The organism is Curtobacterium sp. 'Ferrero' (assembly GCF_002412165.1).
Lineage (GTDB): Bacteria > Actinomycetota > Actinomycetes > Actinomycetales > Microbacteriaceae > Curtobacterium.
The window spans coordinates 198,463-217,485 of the sequence record NZ_NXIA01000002.1 but is presented as its reverse complement, the minus strand read 5'-3'; the positions used below and the strand labels follow the sequence as shown (position 1 = coordinate 217,485).

At 73.2% G+C, this 19,023-nt stretch carries 13 protein-coding genes, 1 tRNA gene and 1 other RNA gene; 4 read left to right on the top strand and 11 right to left on the bottom strand.

Annotation, left to right across the window (positions count from 1 at the left end; genetic code table 11):
• Nucleotides 1–21: 21 nt before the first annotated feature.
• From recR to ffs, 3 genes are all read right to left on the bottom strand, one after another.
• Nucleotides 22–621: a recombination mediator RecR gene (gene recR / locus Csp2054_RS03120; RefSeq protein WP_096897833.1), complete on the bottom strand. Its 600-nt coding sequence runs from the start codon at nt 619–621 to the stop codon at nt 22–24.
• Nucleotides 621–3,494, bottom strand: coding sequence for a DNA polymerase III subunit gamma and tau (locus tag Csp2054_RS03115; protein ID WP_096897832.1), 2,874 nt, complete (start codon nt 3,492–3,494; stop codon nt 621–623). The genes recR and Csp2054_RS03115 overlap by 1 nt, the downstream gene beginning before the upstream one ends.
• Before the next feature lie 129 nt (nt 3,495–3,623).
• Nucleotides 3,624–3,720: signal recognition particle sRNA small type (gene ffs / locus Csp2054_RS03110), an RNA gene on the bottom strand.
• A 36-nt stretch (nt 3,721–3,756) separates the two neighbouring features.
• Between ffs and Csp2054_RS03105 the strand changes: the two genes are divergently transcribed.
• Nucleotides 3,757–4,431, top strand: coding sequence for an SDR family oxidoreductase (locus Csp2054_RS03105; RefSeq protein ID WP_096897831.1), 675 nt, complete (start codon nt 3,757–3,759; stop codon nt 4,429–4,431).
• A gap of 93 nt (nt 4,432–4,524) precedes the next feature.
• On the opposite strand, the gene Csp2054_RS03100 is transcribed toward Csp2054_RS03105, so the two are convergent.
• Both Csp2054_RS03100 and pta read right to left on the bottom strand, forming a co-directional pair.
• On the bottom strand, nt 4,525–5,721 hold the full coding sequence (locus Csp2054_RS03100; RefSeq protein WP_096897830.1) for an acetate/propionate family kinase: 1,197 nt from the start codon (nt 5,719–5,721) through the stop codon (nt 4,525–4,527).
• A 120-nt stretch (nt 5,722–5,841) separates the two neighbouring features.
• On the bottom strand, nt 5,842–7,983 hold the full coding sequence (gene pta, locus Csp2054_RS03095; RefSeq protein WP_096898019.1) for a phosphate acetyltransferase: 2,142 nt from the start codon (nt 7,981–7,983) through the stop codon (nt 5,842–5,844).
• A gap of 122 nt (nt 7,984–8,105) precedes the next feature.
• Here pta and Csp2054_RS03090 point away from each other — a divergent pair.
• Nucleotides 8,106–8,193 (top strand) — tRNA-Ser (locus Csp2054_RS03090).
• Nucleotides 8,194–8,539: 346 nt separating this feature from the next.
• Nucleotides 8,540–9,169: a hypothetical protein gene (locus Csp2054_RS03085; RefSeq protein WP_141399098.1), complete on the top strand. Its 630-nt coding sequence runs from the start codon at nt 8,540–8,542 to the stop codon at nt 9,167–9,169.
• Between the two features lie 62 nt (nt 9,170–9,231).
• On the opposite strand, the gene Csp2054_RS03080 is transcribed toward Csp2054_RS03085, so the two are convergent.
• Both Csp2054_RS03080 and Csp2054_RS03075 read right to left on the bottom strand, forming a co-directional pair.
• Nucleotides 9,232–11,220 carry a helicase HerA-like domain-containing protein gene (locus tag Csp2054_RS03080; protein ID WP_096897828.1) on the bottom strand — a complete coding sequence of 663 codons (1,989 nt, stop codon included), beginning with the start codon at nt 11,218–11,220 and terminating at the stop codon, nt 9,232–9,234.
• A gap of 43 nt (nt 11,221–11,263) precedes the next feature.
• Complete coding sequence (locus tag Csp2054_RS03075; RefSeq protein WP_255252592.1) at nt 11,264–12,520, bottom strand: multidrug effflux MFS transporter; 1,257 nt, start codon at nt 12,518–12,520, stop codon at nt 11,264–11,266.
• 179 nt (nt 12,521–12,699) lie between these two features.
• On the opposite strand from Csp2054_RS03075, the gene Csp2054_RS03070 reads away from it, so the two are divergent.
• Complete coding sequence (locus Csp2054_RS03070; RefSeq protein ID WP_096897826.1) at nt 12,700–13,278, top strand: TetR/AcrR family transcriptional regulator; 579 nt, start codon at nt 12,700–12,702, stop codon at nt 13,276–13,278.
• 109 nt (nt 13,279–13,387) lie between these two features.
• Here Csp2054_RS03070 and Csp2054_RS03065 read toward each other — a convergent pair whose 3' ends face one another.
• The 4 genes from Csp2054_RS03065 to Csp2054_RS03050 all read right to left on the bottom strand — a co-directional run bounded on the left by Csp2054_RS03065 (nt 13,388) and on the right by Csp2054_RS03050 (nt 18,974).
• Entirely contained in the window at nt 13,388–15,403 is a 2,016-nt protein-coding gene (locus tag Csp2054_RS03065; RefSeq protein WP_255252591.1) for a protease pro-enzyme activation domain-containing protein, read from the bottom strand.
• Nucleotides 15,404–15,704: 301 nt separating this feature from the next.
• Nucleotides 15,705–16,280, bottom strand: a complete 576-nt coding sequence (locus tag Csp2054_RS03060) for a substrate-binding domain-containing protein (RefSeq protein WP_096897825.1) — start codon at nt 16,278–16,280, stop codon at nt 15,705–15,707.
• 9 nt (nt 16,281–16,289) lie between these two features.
• Nucleotides 16,290–17,717, bottom strand: coding sequence for an MFS transporter (locus Csp2054_RS03055; protein WP_096897824.1), 1,428 nt, complete (start codon nt 17,715–17,717; stop codon nt 16,290–16,292).
• Nucleotides 17,718–17,828: 111 nt separating this feature from the next.
• Nucleotides 17,829–18,974, bottom strand: a complete 1,146-nt coding sequence (locus Csp2054_RS03050; protein ID WP_096897823.1) for a cystathionine gamma-synthase — start codon at nt 18,972–18,974, stop codon at nt 17,829–17,831.
• Nucleotides 18,975–19,023 lie beyond the last annotated feature (49 nt).

Sequence of the window (19,023 nt, the reverse complement as noted above, 5' to 3'; positions counted from 1 at the left end):
CGCAACGATCCTGCGTCGGGTTCAGCCCCCGACGACGCGGCGGCCCTCGAACGCGCGGCCCAGCGTGACCTCGTCGGCGTACTCGAGGTCGCCGCCGACCGGCAGTCCGGACGCCAGTCGCGTGGTCCGGATCCCCATCGGCACGAGGAGCCGACTGAGGTAGGTCGCGGTCGCCTCGCCCTCGAGGTTCGGGTCGGTGGCGATGATGACCTCGTCCACGGTGCCGTCGGCGAGCCGGGTCATGAGCTGCTGGATGCGGAGGTCGTCCGGGCCGACGCCGTCGATCGGGCTGATCGCACCGCCGAGCACGTGGTAGAGCCCACGGAACTCACGGGTGCGCTCGATCGCGGCGACGTCCTTGGCTTCCTCCACCACGCAGATCACGCTCGGGGCACGGCGCGGATCGCGGCAGATGCTGCACCGTTCGGACTCGGTCACGTTGCCGCACACCTCGCAGAAGCGGACCTTCTCCTTGACCTCGGCGAGGAGTTCGGACAGCCGGGTGGGGTCGAACGACTCGGTCTGGAGGATGTGGAACGCGATGCGCTGCGCCGACTTCGGACCGATGCCGGGGAGCCGTCCGAACTCGTCGATGAGGTCCTGCACGATGCCGTCGTACATCAGGCACCGTCCTCGTGCAGGGCGGTCTCCTCGATGAACTGGGCACCGAGGATCTCACGGACGACCGCCTCGCCGTAGCGCCCGGCCACGGCGGTGCGGCGGACCTGGGGTGCGGACTGGGCCGGTCGCTGAGCCGGCTGCGCGGTCGCACGTGGCGGCTGCGCCTGCTGGGGCGCTGCTTGCTGCGGTGCTGCCTGTTGCGGCGCTGCCTGCTGGGTTCGTTGCCGGCCCGGGTCCGGGAACGGTGCGCCGTCGTCGTACGGGTCGTCGTCGAGCGGGTAGTCGTCGACGGGCACGTCGCTGGCTGTGGGAGCGGGCGCACCGCCGCTGCCGGAGGACGACACGGGTGCGGACGCGTCGACATCGGACTGGTCGGGGGCCCCGGCGGCCGGCGCCGGCGCACCGGCACGGGTCGGCGCGCCGAGCGACGAGGCGGGCCGGAGCTGGGCGGCGAGCGCGGCGTCGGCAGCCGGGTCGGTCGTCGCCGACGGCTCCACGGGCGCCACCGTCGCCGACGGGTCGGCCTGCCCGAACGGCGCGGCCCAGGTGGGCTCGACGTCCTCGGGCACGGCGCCCACCGTCGGGTCCACGCTCGGGATCGTCGCCACGGCCCAGTCGGTCACGGGCGCGTTCGACGGCGGCGTCTCCGCGGCCGGGGTCTGCCCACCCGTGGACGAGGACTGGTCATCCCGTTGCGGCGCGGGGGCCTGCTGCTGCGCGGGCGCCTGCCGCTGCGCGGGGGCCTGCTGCTGCGCCGGAGGCTGCTGCTGCGCCGGAGGCTGCTGCTCCACAGGAGGCTGCTGCTGCGCCGGTGCCTGTTGCTGCGTCGGTGCCTGTGCCGGGGCGTCGGACGGCCGATCCGTCATCGGCGCTCGTGTCTGCTGCCCCGCCGGAGGCCCCTGCCGCTCCGGAGCCTGCGACGTGGGAGCGGTCTGCTGCGCGGCGTCCGGTCGCGGCGCGGTGCCGGCCGCTGCCGGCCCTCGTGCGACGAACTTCACCCGGATGCCGAGCACGTCGAGGATCGCCGACCGCAGGAGCTCGGACACGCTCGTCGCCGGGTCCGACATCTCCTTGAAGGACGCTACGTCCTGCTGACTCGGGAAGGTCAGGGTCAGGACGTCGTCCCGCAGCGCGGTCACCTGCGCGGTCACGACGACCGACCAGGCAGAGCGTCGGGCGCGCTGCACGTGCTCGACGACCTGTGGCCAGGCGTCCCGCATCTGCTGGAAACCGACCACCCCGACCGGCTGCACGGCCGGCTCGTCACCGACCGCGGTCCCCTGTCCGGTCGACGACGCGCTGACCGGGGCCGTCGGCTCGTCCGTGGAGGACGGTCGGGAGCTCTCCCGCTGCGGAGCGGACGGACCGGCAGTGGGGGCCGACGGTGCGCTCGTGGGCACGGCAGCTGCCCACGAGGCGGCAGCATCTCGGGCGACGGCGCCGGGATCGGTCGACGGGGCGCCCGGTGCGGTCGCCTGCGCCGGGGTCGCGACCGTGTCGGACCGTTCGCCGGTGCTGGTCAGCGCGGCCGTGGTCGCGGTCTCGGTCGTGGAGGGACCGTCCGTCGACGACCGTCCCGCGGTGGGGACGGATCCGGTCTCGGCACCGGACCGTGCCGGCGTCGGGGCAGCGGGGGCGGGAGCAGCGGCAGCGGCTGCGGCCTGCGCGGACACGGCCGGAGCGCCCCCGGCCTGGTGCCCGCCGGCGTCCCCGACCCCGACGCGCCGTTCCAGCCGCTCGACCCGGGCGAGCGCGCCACGCTGCGAGTCGTCCGACTCGGGCACGAGGATCCGTGCGGTCATGAGCTCGAGGTGGAGCCGCGGCGAGGTCGCGCCCGTCATCTCGGTCAGCGCACGGTTGGCGATGTCCGCCGCCCGCGAGAGCCCGGTCGCGCCGAACACCCCGGCCTGGCGCGACATGGTGTCGAGCTCCTCCGGGGACACCCCACGGAGCACGGCGGCGGCGCTCTCGTTGGTCGCCGCCACCACGATGAGGTCGCGGAGCCGCTCGAGCAGGTCCTCGACGAAACGCCGCGGGTCCTGCCCGGTCTGCACGACCCGGTCGACCGCGGCGAACGCGGACGCCGGGTCCGCCACGGCGAGCGCGTCGACGACGTCGTCGAGCAGGGCGGCGTCGGTGTAGCCGAGGAGGGCGACGGCCCGCTCGTAGGCGATGGAGCCGCCCTCGCTGCCCGCGATGAGCTGGTCGAGGAGGGACAGGGTGTCACGGACCGAGCCGCCACCCGCCCGCACGACGAGGGGCAGCACACCCGGCGCGACCGTCACGGACTCCTGCTCGCAGAGCTGCTCGACGTACTCGAGCATCGCCGCCGGGGGCACGAGCCGGAACGGGTAGTGGTGCGTGCGCGACCGGATGGTGCCGATGACCTTCTCGGGCTCGGTGGTCGCGAAGATGAACTTGACGTGCTCCGGCGGCTCCTCGACGAGCTTGAGCAGGGCGTTGAAGCCCTGGGGCGTCACCATGTGCGCCTCGTCGAGGATGAAGATCTTGTAGCGGTCGCGCGCGGGCGCGAAGACGGCTCGGTCGCGGAGGTCGCGGGCGTCGTCGACGCCGTTGTGGCTGGCGGCGTCGATCTCGATGACGTCGAGGGAGCCGCCACCGCCGCGTGCCAGCTCGACACAGCTCGGGCACACACCGCACGGGGTGTCGGTCGGCCCCTCGGCGCAGCTCAGGCAGCGCGCGAGGATGCGCGCGGACGTCGTCTTGCCGCAGCCGCGCGGTCCGCTGAACAGGTAGGCGTGGTTGACGCGGTTCGTCCGCAGTGCGGTGCGCAGCGGGTCGGTGACCTGCGACTGCCCGATCAGCTCGGCGAAGTTCTCGGGCCGGTAACGGCGATACAGGGCGGTGACCACGCGACCAAGGGTAGTCGGCACGACCGACACCCGAGACCCTCTCCACAGGCACCCGGCACGCGGCCCGACCGCCCGGACGCACGATCCGCGGAGACCGGCCCGGAACGAGCGCGGAGACCGGCGCGGAACGAAGAAGACTCCTCACGCACCCGCCAGAGCCCGGTTACCCTTGCTGCGTTTCCGCCCTGGGGGAGTTGGCCTGGATGGCGTCACGTGAGGAGCCTCCGGAAGTCTACCGGACGCGACGGGCAGTATCGGACACATGAAGATCGCCATCGCCGGAGGCCACGGCCAGATCGCCCTCCTCCTCGCCCGTCAGCTCACCGACGCCGGACACGACGTGCTGTCGATCGTCCGGAACCCCGCCCACGTCGCCGACGTCGAGCAGCAGGGGGCGTCCGCCCTCGTGACCGACCTCGAACAGCTCGACGACGACGAACTGGCGTTGCGCCTCCGCGGCTTCGACGCGGTCGTCTTCGCCGCGGGTGCCGGACCGGACAGCGGCGCCGAGCGGAAGCTGACGGTCGACCGGGACGGTGCGCTCCTCCTCGCCGACGCGGCCGAACGCATCGGCATCTCCCGCTACGTCATGATCTCCGCGATGGGAGCGGACGGCTACGACCCCGAGCGCGCGGTCGTCCCGGCGCGTACCGCCAAGGACGTGTTCCAGGTGTACCTCCGGGCCAAGGCCGAAGCGGACGCCAACATCCGCGCCCGCAACCTGCGCTGGACGATCATCCGCCCGGGCGCGCTGGTGGACACGCCGCCGCAGGGCACGGTGCACGTCGGTCGGACGGTGCCGCGCGGGTCGATCCCCCGCGCCGACGTCGCCACCCTGGTCCGTCACGCGCTGGTGGACGACCTCGCCGTCGGCGTCCAGTTCGAGGTCACGAGCGGGAACACGCCGATCGCGGCAGCCCTCGCAGCGCTCGGCTGACGCCGAGGGCGACGCGGCCGGACGCCGTCCGGCCGCGACGCCGCCCGGCCGCGATGCCGCCCGGCCGCGATGCCGCCCGCGCGGCGGAGCGGCCTACAGCGCGACCGCAGCCGACTGCCGGGCGATCTCGAGTTCCTCGTTCGTCGGGATGACGAGCACCGCGACACGTGACGTGTCCGTGGAGATGCGCCGCGCCTCCCGGGATGCCAGCTCGTTGCGGTCCGGGTCGACCTCGATCCCCAGGTGCTCGAGCCCGGCCAGCACCCGCCGGCGCAACAGGGCGTTGTTCTCCCCCACCCCGGCCGTGAACACGACCGCGTCGAGCCCGCCGAGCTGCGCCGTGTACGCGCCGACGTAGCGCCGGATGCGGTGACGGTAGACGGCGAGCGCCGCCTCGGCCTCGTCGTCGCCGTGCAGCGCCGCGTCCTGCACGTCCCGCATGTCGCCGTTGCCGGTGAGGCCGAGGAGCCCGGACTCCTTGTTGAGCATGGTGTCGAGTTCGTCGAAGCCGAGGCCGGCCTCGCGGTGCAGGTGGATGAGGACCGCGGGGTCGAGGTCTCCCGACCGGGTCCCCATCACGAGGCCCTCGAGGGGGGTGAGCCCCATGGAGGTCTCGATCGACCGCCCACCGTCGATCGCCGCCGCCGACGCCCCGTTGCCGAGGTGCAGCACGATCGTCTTGAGCTCGGCGAGCGGGCGTCCGAGGAACACCGCGGTCTGCTCCGACACGTACTTGTGGCTCGTGCCGTGCATGCCGTAGCGGCGGACCCGGTACTTCTCGGCCAGGTCGGCCGGGATCGCGTAGGTGTACGCGTGCGGGGGCATCGTCTGGTGGAACGCGGTGTCGAACACGGCGACGTGCGGGACGTCCGAGAACACCCGCTTCGCGGCGCGGATGCCCTCGAGGTTCGCCGGGTTGTGCAGCGGTGCGAGGCTGTTCAGGTCCTCGATCTGCTGTTCGACCTCGTCCGTCACGACGGTCGCGCGGTCGAACGTCGTCCCGCCGTGCACCACCCGGTGTCCCACCACGGCGGGCGGGTGCTCGTCGAACGAGGGGCCGACGGCGGCGAAGGCGTCGAGCATGGCCTGGAAGCCGGCCGCGTGGTCGGGCACCGAGGCACCGTCGTTCGAGGAGGACTCCCCCGTGACGGCGTTGGTGTGCTTCCAGGCGCCGGACGACTCGCCGATGCGCTCGACGAGTCCGGACGCCAGGGTCCGCTCGTCCTCGAGTTCGATGAGCTGGTACTTGAAGGAACTCGAACCCGAGTTCACGACGAGGGCTGCGGTCACGGCTGGGTCATCACTTTCTGTTCGACGGGCACGGCAGTTCGACGGGCACGGCAGTTCGACGGGCACGGCAGTTCGACGGGCACGGCAGTTCGGACGGGAGGCACGACTCGCGCTGGTCGGTCAGGGTGCGGCCGGGTGGGTGGCCGGGCCGACCGGGCCGCCGTCGCCGGCGGTCCCCGCCTGGATGGCGGTGATCGCGACGGTGTTGACGATGTCGCTGACGAGGGCTCCGCGCGAGAGGTCGTTGATCGGCTTGCGGAGCCCCTGCAGCACCGGGCCGATCGCGACGGCCCCCGCCGATCGCTGCACGGCCTTGTACGTGTTGTTGCCGGTGTTGAGGTCGGGGAAGATGAACACCGTCGCCTTGCCGGCCACCGGCGAGTCCGGCATCTTCGTGCTGGCCACCGTCGGGTCCGCCGCCGCGTCGTACTGGATCGGGCCCTCGACGAGCAGGTCCGGTCGGCGCTCGCGCACGAACGCGGTCCCCGCCCGCACCTTGTCGACGTCGGCCCCCGAGCCGCTGTCGCCGGTCGAGTAGCTGAGCATCGCCACGCGCGGTTCGATGCCGAACTGCGTCGCGGTCTCGGCGGAGGAGATCGCGATGTCCGCGAGCTGCTCGCTGGTCGGGTCGGGGATGACGGCGCAGTCGCCGTACACGAGGACCCGGTCGGCGAGCGCCATCAGGAACACGCTGGACACGATCGACGTCTCCGGCCGCGTCTTGATGATCTCGAACGACGGCCGGATGGTGTGCGCCGTCGTGTGCTTCGCGCCCGAGACCATGCCGTCCGCGAGCCCGAGCTGGACCATGAGCGTGCCGAAGTAGGACACGTCGGTGACGGTGTCGCGGGCCAGCTCGACCGACATCCCCTTGTGGGCGCGGAGCCGGGCGTACTCCACGGCGAACCGCTCCCGCAGCTCCGGGTCGAACGGGCTGAGGAGCTGCGCCTGCTCGAGGTCGAGGCCGAGCTCGGTCGCGCGCGCCCGGATCGACGCCGGGTCGCCGAGGATCGTGATCCGGCAGACCTGCCGGGCGAGCAGCGTCGACGCCGCCCGGAGGATGCGGTCGTCGTCGCCCTCGGGCAGGACGATGTGCTTGCCGTGGCCGCGGGCCCGGTCGAGCAGGCCGTGCTCGAACATGAGCGGCGTGACCACCCCGGACGGGGTGACCTGCAGCCGGTCCCGGAGTTCGTCCGCGTCGACGTGCTGCTCGAACAGTGCGAGGGCGAGGTCGGCCTTGCGGGGCGAGTCCGCCGCGAGCCGACCACGGGTCTGGGTGATGCGGAGGGCGGTGTCGTAGGTGCCCAGGGTGTTCTGGGCGATCGGCAGGCTGCTCGACAGGCCCTCGAGCAGTCGGCTGATCTGCGGCGACGTCTCGAACCCGCCGTTCAGGATGACGCCCGCGAGGCTCGGGAACGTGTCCGACTGGTTGGCGAGCAGCATCGCGATGAGGACGTCGCTGCGGTCACCCGGCACGACCACGATCCCGCCCTCGATGAGCCGCGGCAGCACGTTCTCCATGCTCATGCCGGCGACGACGGTGCCGAGCGCCTCGCGTTCGAGCAGCGCCTCGTCGCCCCGCACGAGCGTGGCGTCGGTGGCCTCGAGCAGGGCACGGACGGTCGGCGCGACGAGCACGGGGTCCTCGGGGATGGCCCACACCGGCACCCCGGGGTGGTCGTCGTGCACCGCGGCACCGACCGTCGCGACGACGTCGTCGAGGCGGTCCGGGTCGGCGCGGTTCACCACGACGCCGAGCAGCTGGGCGTGCGCTGCCCGGAGCTCGCTCGTCGTCACGTCGGCCACCTGCGCCATCGCCTCCGGCGTCCGGGCACCGCGGTCGGCGGCGTCACGCCCGCCGAGCACGAGCAGCACGGGAGCGCCGAGGTTGGTGGCGACCTTCGCGTTGAAGGAGAGCTCGGTCGGGCTGCCGACGTCGGTGTAGTCGGAGCCGAGCACCACCACCGCGTCGCACTGCCGCTCGACCTGCGCGAAGCGGCGGACGATCGTCGCGAGTGCGGCGTCCGGGTCGGCGTGGACGTCGTCGTAGGTGACCCCGACGGCGTCGTCGTACGAGATGCCGACGGCGGTGTGCTGGAGGAGCAGCTCGAGCACCCAGTCCGGTTCGTCCACCGACCGTGCCACGGGCCGGAACACGCCGACCCTGCCGACCGTGCGGGCGAGCGTCTCGAGGACCCCGAGGGCGACGGTGCTCTTGCCCGTGTGTCCCTCGGCTGACGTGATGTAGATGCGGGTCGACACCGTTCCAGGGTAGCCACCCCACATGACGACCCAGCCGGGAGGGACCCGGGTGTGGACGGCGGTGGTCATCCACACCCCCGCGGACCTGTACCATGGGGTGTCGCCACCGCGAGGTGGCGCCTGGAGGATTCGCCTAGTGGCCTATGGCGCACGCTTGGAAAGCGTGTTGGGTGCAAGCCCTCAGGGGTTCGAATCCCCTATCCTCCGCCACGCACGACGACGCTGACGACGCGACGCACGCCCAGCGCTCGTCGACACCACTCCGGCGCGGGCCCCCTTCGGACCCGCGCCGTCGTCGTCCCCGCCCCGCCCTCTCCCACTCGGCCGTCGTGGTCCCCCACCTGGCCGACCGCGGTGCACCCCGTGCACCAAGGACTGGCCGGGAACCGCCCGATCGGGGTGGAACGGGTTGTCTCCACCGGGGGTCGGTCCCCTATGCTGAGCGGACGGTGGACCCCGGGACGGGTCCACTCGGGTGCAGGAGCGGCAGGGGCGTCGTTCTCGACGTCCAGATCGTCACGCCCACCATCACCGGGAGGACCGCATCGTGGGGGACATGACCGCGCAGGCTGCGATCCGACCACGCCCGCAGACGTGGGACCTCGTCGTCCGGCCGCGTACCGCGCTCGTGCGGTCGACCGTGCTGAGCATCGTCTTCTCCGCCGTCCCCCTCGCGGTCGCGCTCGTCTGGGTCTCGTTCCCGTTCCGGCTCTGGGCGCTGATGGCGACGGTCGTCGCCGTCCTCGCCGTGGTCGTCGGCGCGGTCGCGGTCCGGATCGGCACCGCCTACGTGGGTGTGGACGCGACGAGCGTCGCCGTGCACGGGGTGCTCTCGCGGACCAAGCAACTCGACCGCGCGTGCGTCGACCGTGTCGTGCTCGTCGAGCGTGCCGCACTCGACCGCTCCGTGCGGGAGCTCCTGGCCTTCGCCGAGGACGGCACCTACCTCTTCCGGATGCGGTCCGACGTCTGGGGCCGCTCCGGGCAGGACCGCGTCGTCGAGGAGCTCGGCACGACCGTCTTGCAGGAGCCCCGCGCCCTCTCCGCCCGCGAGATCGCCGAGCGGTGGCCCACCAGCCGTGCCTGGTTCGAGCGTCGCGGTCCGGTCATCGGCGTCGGTCTCGCCGCGGTGGTGCTCGTCGGGGCGCTGCTGGCGGTGGAGACCGCCGGACTCCTCGCCCGCTGACGGCCGGCGGCGCTGACGGCCGACCCCGCTGACGGCCGGCGGCGCTGACGGTCGGCGGCGCGTCAGCGGCGTCGACGCAGGGTCGAGAAGATCCCGCGGACGACCTCCTTGGCGATCGTCCCACCGAGTCCGGAGCCGAGCAGGTCCGACAACGGGTCCCCCGCGCGACGCGACGTCGTCGTCCGTGACCCCGTCGTCCGCGGAGCCGACCGCCCGGACCGTCGCGCCTCGGCCGCCCGCTCGGCCCGCTCGAACTCGCGCTGGGCCTTCTCGTACTCCTTCTGCGCGGCCGCCCGGTCGCGTTCCTCCTGCTTCGCCTTCGCGGCTGCTTCCTTCGCCGCGGTGACCTGGGCGCGGGCGGCTTCCTCCTCGGCCTCGGCAGCCGCCTCGGCGGCGGCCTTCTCGGCATCGGCAGCGGCGGCGTCCGCGGCTGCCGCCTCCATCCGGCGCGCGAGCATCTCGTACGCAGAGTCCGGGTCGACGCGCGTGCCGTAGGTGGCGAGCAACGGCGACGCCTGCACGCGCGCGGCCAGTTCGTCGGCGGGCATCGGGTCCATCGACCCCTCGGGGGCACGCAGCCGGGTCCAGGCCACCGGGGTCGGCGCGCCCTTCTCGTTCATCACCGTCACGATCGCCTCACCGGTCGCGAGCGACGTGAGGACCTCGCCGAGGTCGTAGTCGCTCGACGGGTAGGTCGACACGGTGGCCCGGAGCGCCTTCGCGTCGTCGGGGGTGTGTGCCCGGAGCTGGTGCTGGATGCGCGAGCCGAGCTGGGCGAGGACGTCGTTCGGGACGTCCTTCGGCGTCTGCGTGACGAAGAAGATGCCGACGCCCTTCGAGCGGATGAGCCGCACGGTCCGGATGATCTGGTCGGTGAAGTCCTTCGAGGCGCCGGCGAAGAGCAGGTGCGCTTCGTCGAAGAAGAACACCAGCTTCGGCTTGTCCTGGTCGCCGACCTCGGGCAGCTCGTTGAACAGGTCCGCGAGCAGCCACATCAGGAACGTCGAGAACACCGCGGGCTGGTCCTGCACGCCGGGCACCTCGAGCAGGTGGACGATGCCGCGTCCGTCCGCGGCGGTGCGCAGGAACAGCTGCGTGTCGATCTCCGGCTCGCCGAAGAACCGGTCGGCTCCGGCGTCGGCGAACGTGATGAGCTCGCGGAGGATCACCCCCGCCGTCTGCTTCGACAGCCCGCCGAGCGCCGCGAGCTCCTGCTTGCCCTCGGCGCTCACGAGGAACGTCAGCACGCTGCGGAGGTCCGACAGGTCGACGAGCGGCAGCCCGGCGTGCTCGGCGTAGTGGAACACGAGGCCCAGCGAGGACTCCTGGGTCTCGTTGAGCCCGAGGACCTTCGCGAGCAGCAGGGGTCCGAACCCGGAGACGGTCGCCCGGATCGGCACGCCGGTCCCCTGCCCGCCGAGGGCGTAGAACTCGGCCTGGCTCGCGACGCCCCGCCAGTCCTGCCCGATGCCGGCCGTGCGGGCGAGCAGCTTGTCGCTCGGCGTCCCCGCGACCGCCAGCCCGGACAGGTCGCCCTTCACGTCGGCGGCGAACACGGGCACGCCCGCCGCCGCGATCTGCTCCGCGAGGACCTGCAGTGTCCGGGTCTTGCCGGTGCCGGTGGCGCCCGCCACGAGCCCGTGCCGGTTGAGCATGCCGAGCGGGATCCGGACCTGGACGTCGGGGATGGCCTCGCCGTTGACGAGTGCGCCGAGTTCGAGCGCGCTGCCCGCGACGCGGTACCCGTCGCGGACGGCGGCGACCGCGTCGGCGCCGAGTGGTCCGGCGGGTGCGGTGCGGTCGCCCGCGGCGGCCTGGCCGGGAGGCACGGTGCCGCTCGACGACGCAGGGTCGCCACCGGCCGGGGTCGCGTCCGCACCGTCGGCGAGGGTCGGTTCCGACCCATCGGCGGGCACCCGGTCCTGGGCCTGCAGTGCCGCCGCGAGCTCCTCGGCGCGCGCCGCGGCCTCGTCGGCGAGCCGACGCGCCTCGTCCGCCGCCGCCTTCGCCGCCGCCGCTGCCGCCCGCGCCTGCTCCACTGCATCGCTCATGGGCACAGCATACGAACGCGGCGCCCGCGCGGTCCGGGTCGGTTCAGTGCGACAGGGCCGGGACGCTCCGCGGACGGACGACCGCCCAGAGCAGCACGATCGCCACGGCCGACGTGCACGCCATGACGGCCGCCATCGGGACCGCCGTCGAGATGCCGAGCAGGCCGACGATCGGCGAGATGAGCCCCGCCACCCCGAAGTTCAGCGCACCGAGGAGGGAGGCGGCGGTCCCCGCTTCCTTGCCGTGTGCGGCGAGGCCGATGACCTGCACGAGCGGGAACGAGAAGCCGCACGCGGCGATGAAGAACCACAGCGGGACGAGCACGCCCACCATGCCGGCACCGAGGAGGTCGAGCACGATGATCGCCACCGCCGCTGTGAAGAGCGTCGCGGTCGAGCAGGCGAGGATCCACTGCGGCCCGACCCGCTGGGCCAGGCGCGACGAGATCTGCACGCCGAGCACGACACCGATCGAGTTCACCGCGAAGAGCAGACCGTACTGCTGCGCGTCGAGTCCGTAGACGTCCTGGAACAGCAGCGACGACGAGCTGAGGTACGAGAACAGTCCGCTGAACACCATCGCGCCGATGAGGGCCACGCCGACGAAGATGCGGTCCGAGAACAGTGCCCGGTAGCGTTGCCGGACGCTCGAGTGCCCGGCGTCGTGGCGTCGGGCCGGCGGCAGGGTCTCGACGATGAGCAGCACCGACGCGATCACGACCGCGAGGCCGTAGCAGGCGAGGAACACGAACACGCCGTGCCAGTCGACGAAGCGGAGCATCTGCGAGCCGATGACGGGCGCGAGGATCGGGGCGAGGCCGTTGACCATCGCGAGCCGCGAGAGCATGCGCACGAGCGGCTTGCCGCCGAACAGGTCACGCACGGTCGCCATGGCCACGACACCGCCCGCCGAGGCCCCCATGCCCTGCAGCACCCGGAAGAGGGCGAGCACCTCGACGTTCGGTGCGAGCGCGGCGCCCACGGAGGCGGCGACGTGCACGCTCGTCGCGAGGATGAGGGGCAGCCGACGGCCGACCTTGTCGCTCCACGGTCCGACGAGGAGCTGCCCGACGGCGAACCCGAGCGTCGTTGCCGTCAGGGTGAGCTGGACGGCGCCGTCCGTGATGCCGAACTGGTCCTTGATCGACGGGAAGGCCGGCAGGTAGAGGTCGATCGTGAACGGGCCGAGGGCGGTCAACGCACCGAGCACGAAGACGTACACCAGGCGCTGCGCGCGGGTGAGCGAGTCGCCCGGGTGGACGACGATGCGGAGCGAACCGGTGGTGGCGGGCGCGGTCACGAGGGGTCCTTCGACGATGAGGGGGTTGCGGAGGGGCGCCGCGACGGGCGGCTGGAGATGCGGGATCGAATCGATTCGTCCGCAGGTCCATGCTAGCGGCTCCTGTGCGTCTTCTGACATGCGGTACGTTCTGATTGCCCGATCGACCGGGGCGGACGGACCAGAAGGGGGCCAGCGTCATGGTGGACGCCCGGATCCTGCACACCACGGCAGCGCTGCGCGAGGCGATCCTCCGACTCGCCGCCGATCGACCGGTGTCCCGCATCACCGTCTCCGACGTCACGCGGGCCGCCGGCATCAACCGGGCGACGTTCTACTCGCACGCCGTCTCCCCCGGCTCGCTGCTGGCCGACGTCCTCACGCCGGAGCTCGACCGGATCCGCGAGACCGACCAGACCGCACGGCGGGCCGCCGTCGAGCGCGGCACCTCGCCCGCGGAGCTCGAGGCGATCACGCGCCGCGGCATCGAGGCCGTGGTCGACCACGTCGTCGCACACCGCGCCGTCTACTGCACGGCGCTGCCCGACCCCGAGGACGCCTCTCTGCACCGACTGCTCGTCGACCACTTCACGGTGTCGAGCGCGCAGCACGTCCGCGACCTGCCCGACGGCCGGCCCGAACTGCTCGACGACGTCGCCGCCGGGTTCGTGGCGCAGGGCGTCGTCGGGGCGATCGAGGTGTGGCTCGCGGGACCCCGCCGGTCACGCAGGGCGCTGGTCGAGACGATCACCCGCTCGCTCCCGTCCTGGTGGCGCTGAGCGCGCCCCGCGGCCGCTCGTGCGGTCGCCGTCGACGCGACGCGCGCCGGTGACGGACGGGAGGCACGGCGCCGACCGGCACCGTGCCTCCCGTCCGTCGTCGACGCGGCTAGTGCCGCGCCACCTGCGTCATCCCGCTGAAGGACACCGCGCCGAGACCCGTGACGTCGTCGTAGCCGCGGGCGGTGGTCAGTGAGGTGTCGTGGTCGAGCGTCACCAGGTAGTCCTTGCCGCTCGTCGCGCTCGTGTAGGCCAGCGCGATGGGCGACCGCGGCGGACGGACGTCGGTGAACGCCGACGGCGTCGTCCGGTAGGTCGCGTACAGCGTCGGGTTCGCGAAGCCGATCCGGGCCCCGGTGGTCTGCTGCACGATCGCGGAGAGTGCGGCGGTCAGCGGCGAGGCGAGCGACGTGCCGCCGTAGGTCTCGTCCTGGTACGGCCCCGTCGCCAGGGTGCCGTCGTCCGTGATGGGCCGGATGCCGATCGCGAACCCGGTGTACGGGTCGGCGAGTGCGGCCAGGTCCGGGGAGACGCGCTTGCCGTTCGCGAGGGAGGCCGGGACGATGCCCCGCTGGTACGCGGGCTGGTCGAACAGCGTGCTCCGCCCACCACCGGCACCGCCGCCGACGAGGTCGCCCGGGAGCGGCGACGAGTACACGTTGCCGCGGTCGCTCGACACGATCTGGTCGAGCACGTCGCCCCACCCGGTCTCGAACGTCTTCCGGCCGTCCTGGCCGATGCCGATCGCCGTGCCGCCGACCGCGGTCACCCACGGGCTGGAGGCCGGGAAGTCCGGCTGGGCGCTGCCCAGGGACGCCGACTCGTCGCCGTCGTCGCCGCTCGAGAAGTACAGGCCGATCCCCTCGCCCGCCGCCTGGAGCTGCAGGTTCTCCTCCCCGCGCACGGTCGACAGCGGGACGTCCTCCCCGCCGTCGCTGTAGCTGTTGCTCACGATGTCGGCGAGGCCCTGGTCGAGGATCTTCGACATCGCGACGTCGAGTCCGCCGCCGCAGTTCGTGCCGCCCACGTAGAGGATCTTCGCCGCCGGGGCAACGGCGTGCACGGACTGGACGTCGAGGGTCTCCTCACCCTGCCAGCCGCTCGGCTGCTGGCAGAGCACCTGGTCGGTGAACTGCGACGGCGCGGGGATGCGCTGTGCGAAGGTCGCGCTGGTGAGCCCGGGCTCACCGTTCGCCGCGGAGTAGGTGTTCGTGTCGCGCACGATCGACGGCGAGGCGTAGGCGTCGATGATCGCGACCGTCTGGCCCTGTCCCTGCACGCCCTTCGCGGCGAGCGTGTCCACGCCGTACGCCGACCGGATCTGCTTCGGGACGTAACCGCACGCGAAGGTGCGAACGCGAGTCTGCCCGTAGGCCGCGGGCACCGGGGCGGTGTGCTGGCCGTCGTACTGCGAGCACTGCGCGTCGATCCCCGTGGGTGCCGTCGCCTGCTGCCGGAGGGACCGCGCCGGCGTGCTCGTCACCGGCGTCTGCCCCTGCCGGACGAGCTCGGGGTGGGTGAGGAGCCGTCCCTGGTCCACCGTGACCCCGCTCACGAGCCCCGCGATCGGGGCCGGCAGCGTCGGAGCGCTCGCGGGCGCCACGAGCGTGTGTCCCTCGTGCCGGTAGCGGTGCAGCGAGGTGCCGAGGACCGACCCGACCACCGACGCCGGTCCGCGGAACACGACGTACTGGTGGCTCGCCGGCACCGCGGTGATCGTCAGGCCCTGTGCCCGGAGGTAGTCGGTGACCTCGTCGGCCGACGCCTTCGTCGGCGCGTACCGCGCGATCCACGCCCGCGGGCTGATCGGCTTGCGGTATCGCGCGTTCCCCGGCGTCGACACGGCGGTCGCCAGGGCCTCGGCCCCCTGCTGGTCCCGCAGCGGCAGGTACACCTCGCCCTCGACGTCGGTCGAGGCGGCGGCGGCGCCGGCGTCGTTCGCCGACGTGGCCCAGACCGGGGTCGACCCCGGCAGGGCGTGGCGCGTGGCGGCGTCGGCGGGACCGGCGGCGAACAGCACCGCGCCGATCGTGCAGGCGGCGGTCGCGGCGGCGACGGCGGCGTTCCTGGTGATGCGGGGCGTTCGGGGGTCGGTCCGACGGGTGGTCGGTCGGCGTCGTTGCACTGCGGGTTCCTCTCACCGGGGCGTCCACGTACGGTCCGCCGGGGACGCCGGGTCGGCGCCTCCGCGCGGTCCGCCGGGACGTCCGATCGGCGTTCCCAGCGGATTCGTGGGCTGTGGTGAGGCGACTGTAGTGAGCGGCGGGGAGCGTCGGACAGTCGGTCGTTCCACCGACGAACCATGTCCCCTGTTCGAGGGGTGATGCTGTCGCTCTGCTCAGCAGCCGAGCCCGACGGGACGGCGGTCGGCGGGGCGTCGCTGGGGAGCCGCCGTGAACCGCGACGGCCCTCTTGCGCGGAACGCCTCAGCCGACGTCGGGCTTCTCGCCTCGCTGCAGTGACTCCACGACCGCGGTGGCCCGCGCCACGGTGGCGGCGTCGGAGTCGGCACCCTGCACCCGGTAGTCCGCGGAGACGCCGTCGCCGCCCGTGCCGCTCACCGGCAGGGGGTCACCGAGGGCGATCACGACGACGCCGGCGTCGTGCGCCACCTGCACCGCCCCGGCGAGCGCAGCGGGGTCGGCTGCCTCGACGAGCACCGCCTTCGCGCCCGCACGGACGAGCGCCCGCACCGCCGAGGCCTGGTCCGCGGACGGGTCCGCCGCTCCGGCGACTCGCACGTCGGGGGTGAACCCCGCGGCGGTCAGGTCGTCGTGGAACCGGGTCGACAGCGCCGTCCCGCCCGAGGTCGCCCCCGGCGTCGCGGCGGACTGCAGGAGCACCACCCCGATGACGGCGTGCTGGTCGAAGCCGCCGTCCGAACTCGTCAGGTCGCTGCTCTGCACGGGGGTCGGTGCGCTCGACGTTGTCCCCTGGCAACCCGTGAGGGCGAGCGCCGTCACCACGACGACGACGACGACGGCTGGGATGCGGGCGGACACGCCGCCACGCTACCCGTCGGAACGCGGTGACGCAGAGGCGGACCCCGACGCAGCGGCATCCGGAGTCGAGGGCGCCGGGACCGGGCCGAGCCGTCGGACCGCGGCGGTCGCGAGGACGGCGATGACGATCATGCCCGCGAACACGAGCGGGAAGGACACGGCGGCGTCGGCACCGCCCGTGCCGACGAACAGCAGCCCGGTGACCGCGAGGCCGATCACGCTGCCCGCGGCGTCGGCGATCGTCAGGGCCGAGCTCGCGAAGCCGTCGTCGCCCTCGCCGGAGAACCGCAGCGTCAGCATCGAGGTCCGCGGGTAGATCGCCCCCATCCCCGCGCCGCCGACGAACCAGCCGACGACGAGCAGCCACCACGGCAGGTCCCAGGTGGCCACCGCGAGTGCGGCGACCAGGCTGACCAGCACCAGCACGAGGCCGACACCGAACGTCCGGGCCGCGGAGAGCCGCCGCTCCCCCAGCCGCCCGTGCAGCCAGCTCGCCCCCGCCCAGCTCAGCGCGGCGACGGTCAGCGCGAGTCCCGCCGTCGACGCCGACAGCCCGTGCCGCGCCTGGAGGAGGAACGGCACGTACGCCTCGCTCCCGAAGAACGCGGCCGCGACGAGCCCACGGAGCAGCACGACGGACGGCAGCCCCGGCGCAGCGCGGAACGTCCCCGTCGGCACGAGCGGGCGGAGCGCGGCCCACGTCCCGACCACGCCGACGACGACCGCTGCCACCCGCCCCCAGGTGCCGAGGTCCGGGGCGACGTTGAGCAGGAGGATGGCGACGGCCGCCGCCACCGACCACGCGATCCGGGGACGCTGCCACCGCGCGCGGAGCTCGGCGGCGGGCGGGTGCAGACGACGGAGGGTCGGGACGAGGACGCTGAAGCCGCCGAGGGCGATCGCGAGCGCGCCGGCGAACACCCAGTGCCAGTCCCAGACCTCGGCGACGACTCCGGCGAGTGCGGGCCCGACGAGCGCCGGGACCACCCACGCCGCGGCGAAGGCGGCGAACACCGGCCCGTGCAGGACCTGCGGGAAGATCCGCGCCACGAGGACGTAGAGCACGACGTCGATCGCCCCGGCGCCGAAGCCCTCGACGAGCCGGCCGACCAGGAACGCCTCCATCGTCGTGGCGGTCATGACGATCGCGGTCCCGATCGCGAACAGCCCCGCGGAGACCCAGGCGACGACGCGGCCACCCGCGCGGTCGGTCCAGTTGCCGGCGATGACCATGCCCGGCACCCCCGCCGCGAGCGGTGCCGCGAACGCGAGGGCGTAGAGCGTCCGCCCGTCGAGGTCACGGCTGATCTCCGGCATGACGGTCGTCATCGCGAGGTTCTGGAACGCGGCGACGGCCACGATCGCGATCATCCCCGAGGTCGCGAGGGCGTACCGGCCGCTGAAGATGCTGGTCCTCGTCGGCGCAGCGGTGCTCATCACGCCATCCTAGGAGCGGCCACCGACGGCCGTCAGGACGGGACGGGAGGTCCGTGGTGGCGCCGCCACGGGCCTCCCGTCCGTCTCGTCAGCGCGTCAGCGCTTCGTCCGTCAGCGCTCGAGGGCCTGCCGCAGGTCCGCGACCAGGTCGCCGGCGTCCTCGATGCCCACCGACAGCCGCACGATGCTGTCCGGCACCTCGAGCTCCGTCCCGCGGACGGACGCGTGGGTCATCTCGCTCGGGTAGCCGATGAGGGACTCCACGCCGCCGAGCGACTCCGCGAGCGTGAAGACCTCGGTCGACTCGGCGAAGCGCTTCGCGGCGGGTGCCCCGCCCGACAGCTGGACCGAGAGCATCCCGCCGAAGCCGCGCATCTGGCGTGCGGCGACCTCGTGCCCGGGGTGGTCGGCCAGGCCCGGGTAGAAGACGCGCTCGACGCCGGGCGCACCGACGAGGGACTCGGCCACGGCCTGGGCGTTGGCGGAGTGCCGCTCCATGCGCACGGCGAGGGTCTTGATGCCACGGGTGGTGAGGAACGCGTCGAACGGCGAGGAGATCGCGCCGGCACCGAACTGCAGGAACGCCACCCCCTCGGCGAGCGCCTCGTCCGCGAGCACCACCGCGCCGCCGACGACGTCCGAGTGCCCGCCGAGGTACTTCGTCGTCGAGTACACGACCGCGTCCGCACCGAGCGACAGCGGCTGCTGCAGGTACGGCGACGCGAACGTGTTGTCGACGACGACGAGGGCGCCCGCGGCGTGTCCGACCTCGGCGAGCAGGGCGATGTCGGCGACCTTCATGAGCGGGTTCGTGGGCGTCTCGACCCAGAGCACGGTCTTCGCGGGGGCACCCTCGAGTGCGGCGCGGACCCGGTCGACGTCGCTCATGTCGACCACGACGAGCTCGACGCCCCACGGCACGTGCACGCGGTTCACCAGTCGGTGCGTGCCGCCGTACACGTCGTTGCCCATCACCACCCGGGCGCCGGGCTCGAGGTACGAGCGCAGGAGCGCGTCCTCGGCGGCGAGCCCGGACGCGAACGAGTAGGCGGCGACACCCCCGTCCAGGTCGGCGAGCAGGGTCTGCAGGCCGTCACGGGTCGGGTTGCCGCCGCGGGAGTACTCGTAGCCGGCCCGCATGTTCCCGATGCCGTCCTGGGCGTACGTCGACGTGACGTGGATGGGCGGGATGACGGCGCCGGTGCCGGCGTCGGGCTCCTGGCCGGCGTGGATCGCGCGGGTGCTGAACTCGGTCATGCTGGTGGTTCCTCGGTCGGTCGCTGGGTCGGGTCGGTCGATGGGCCGG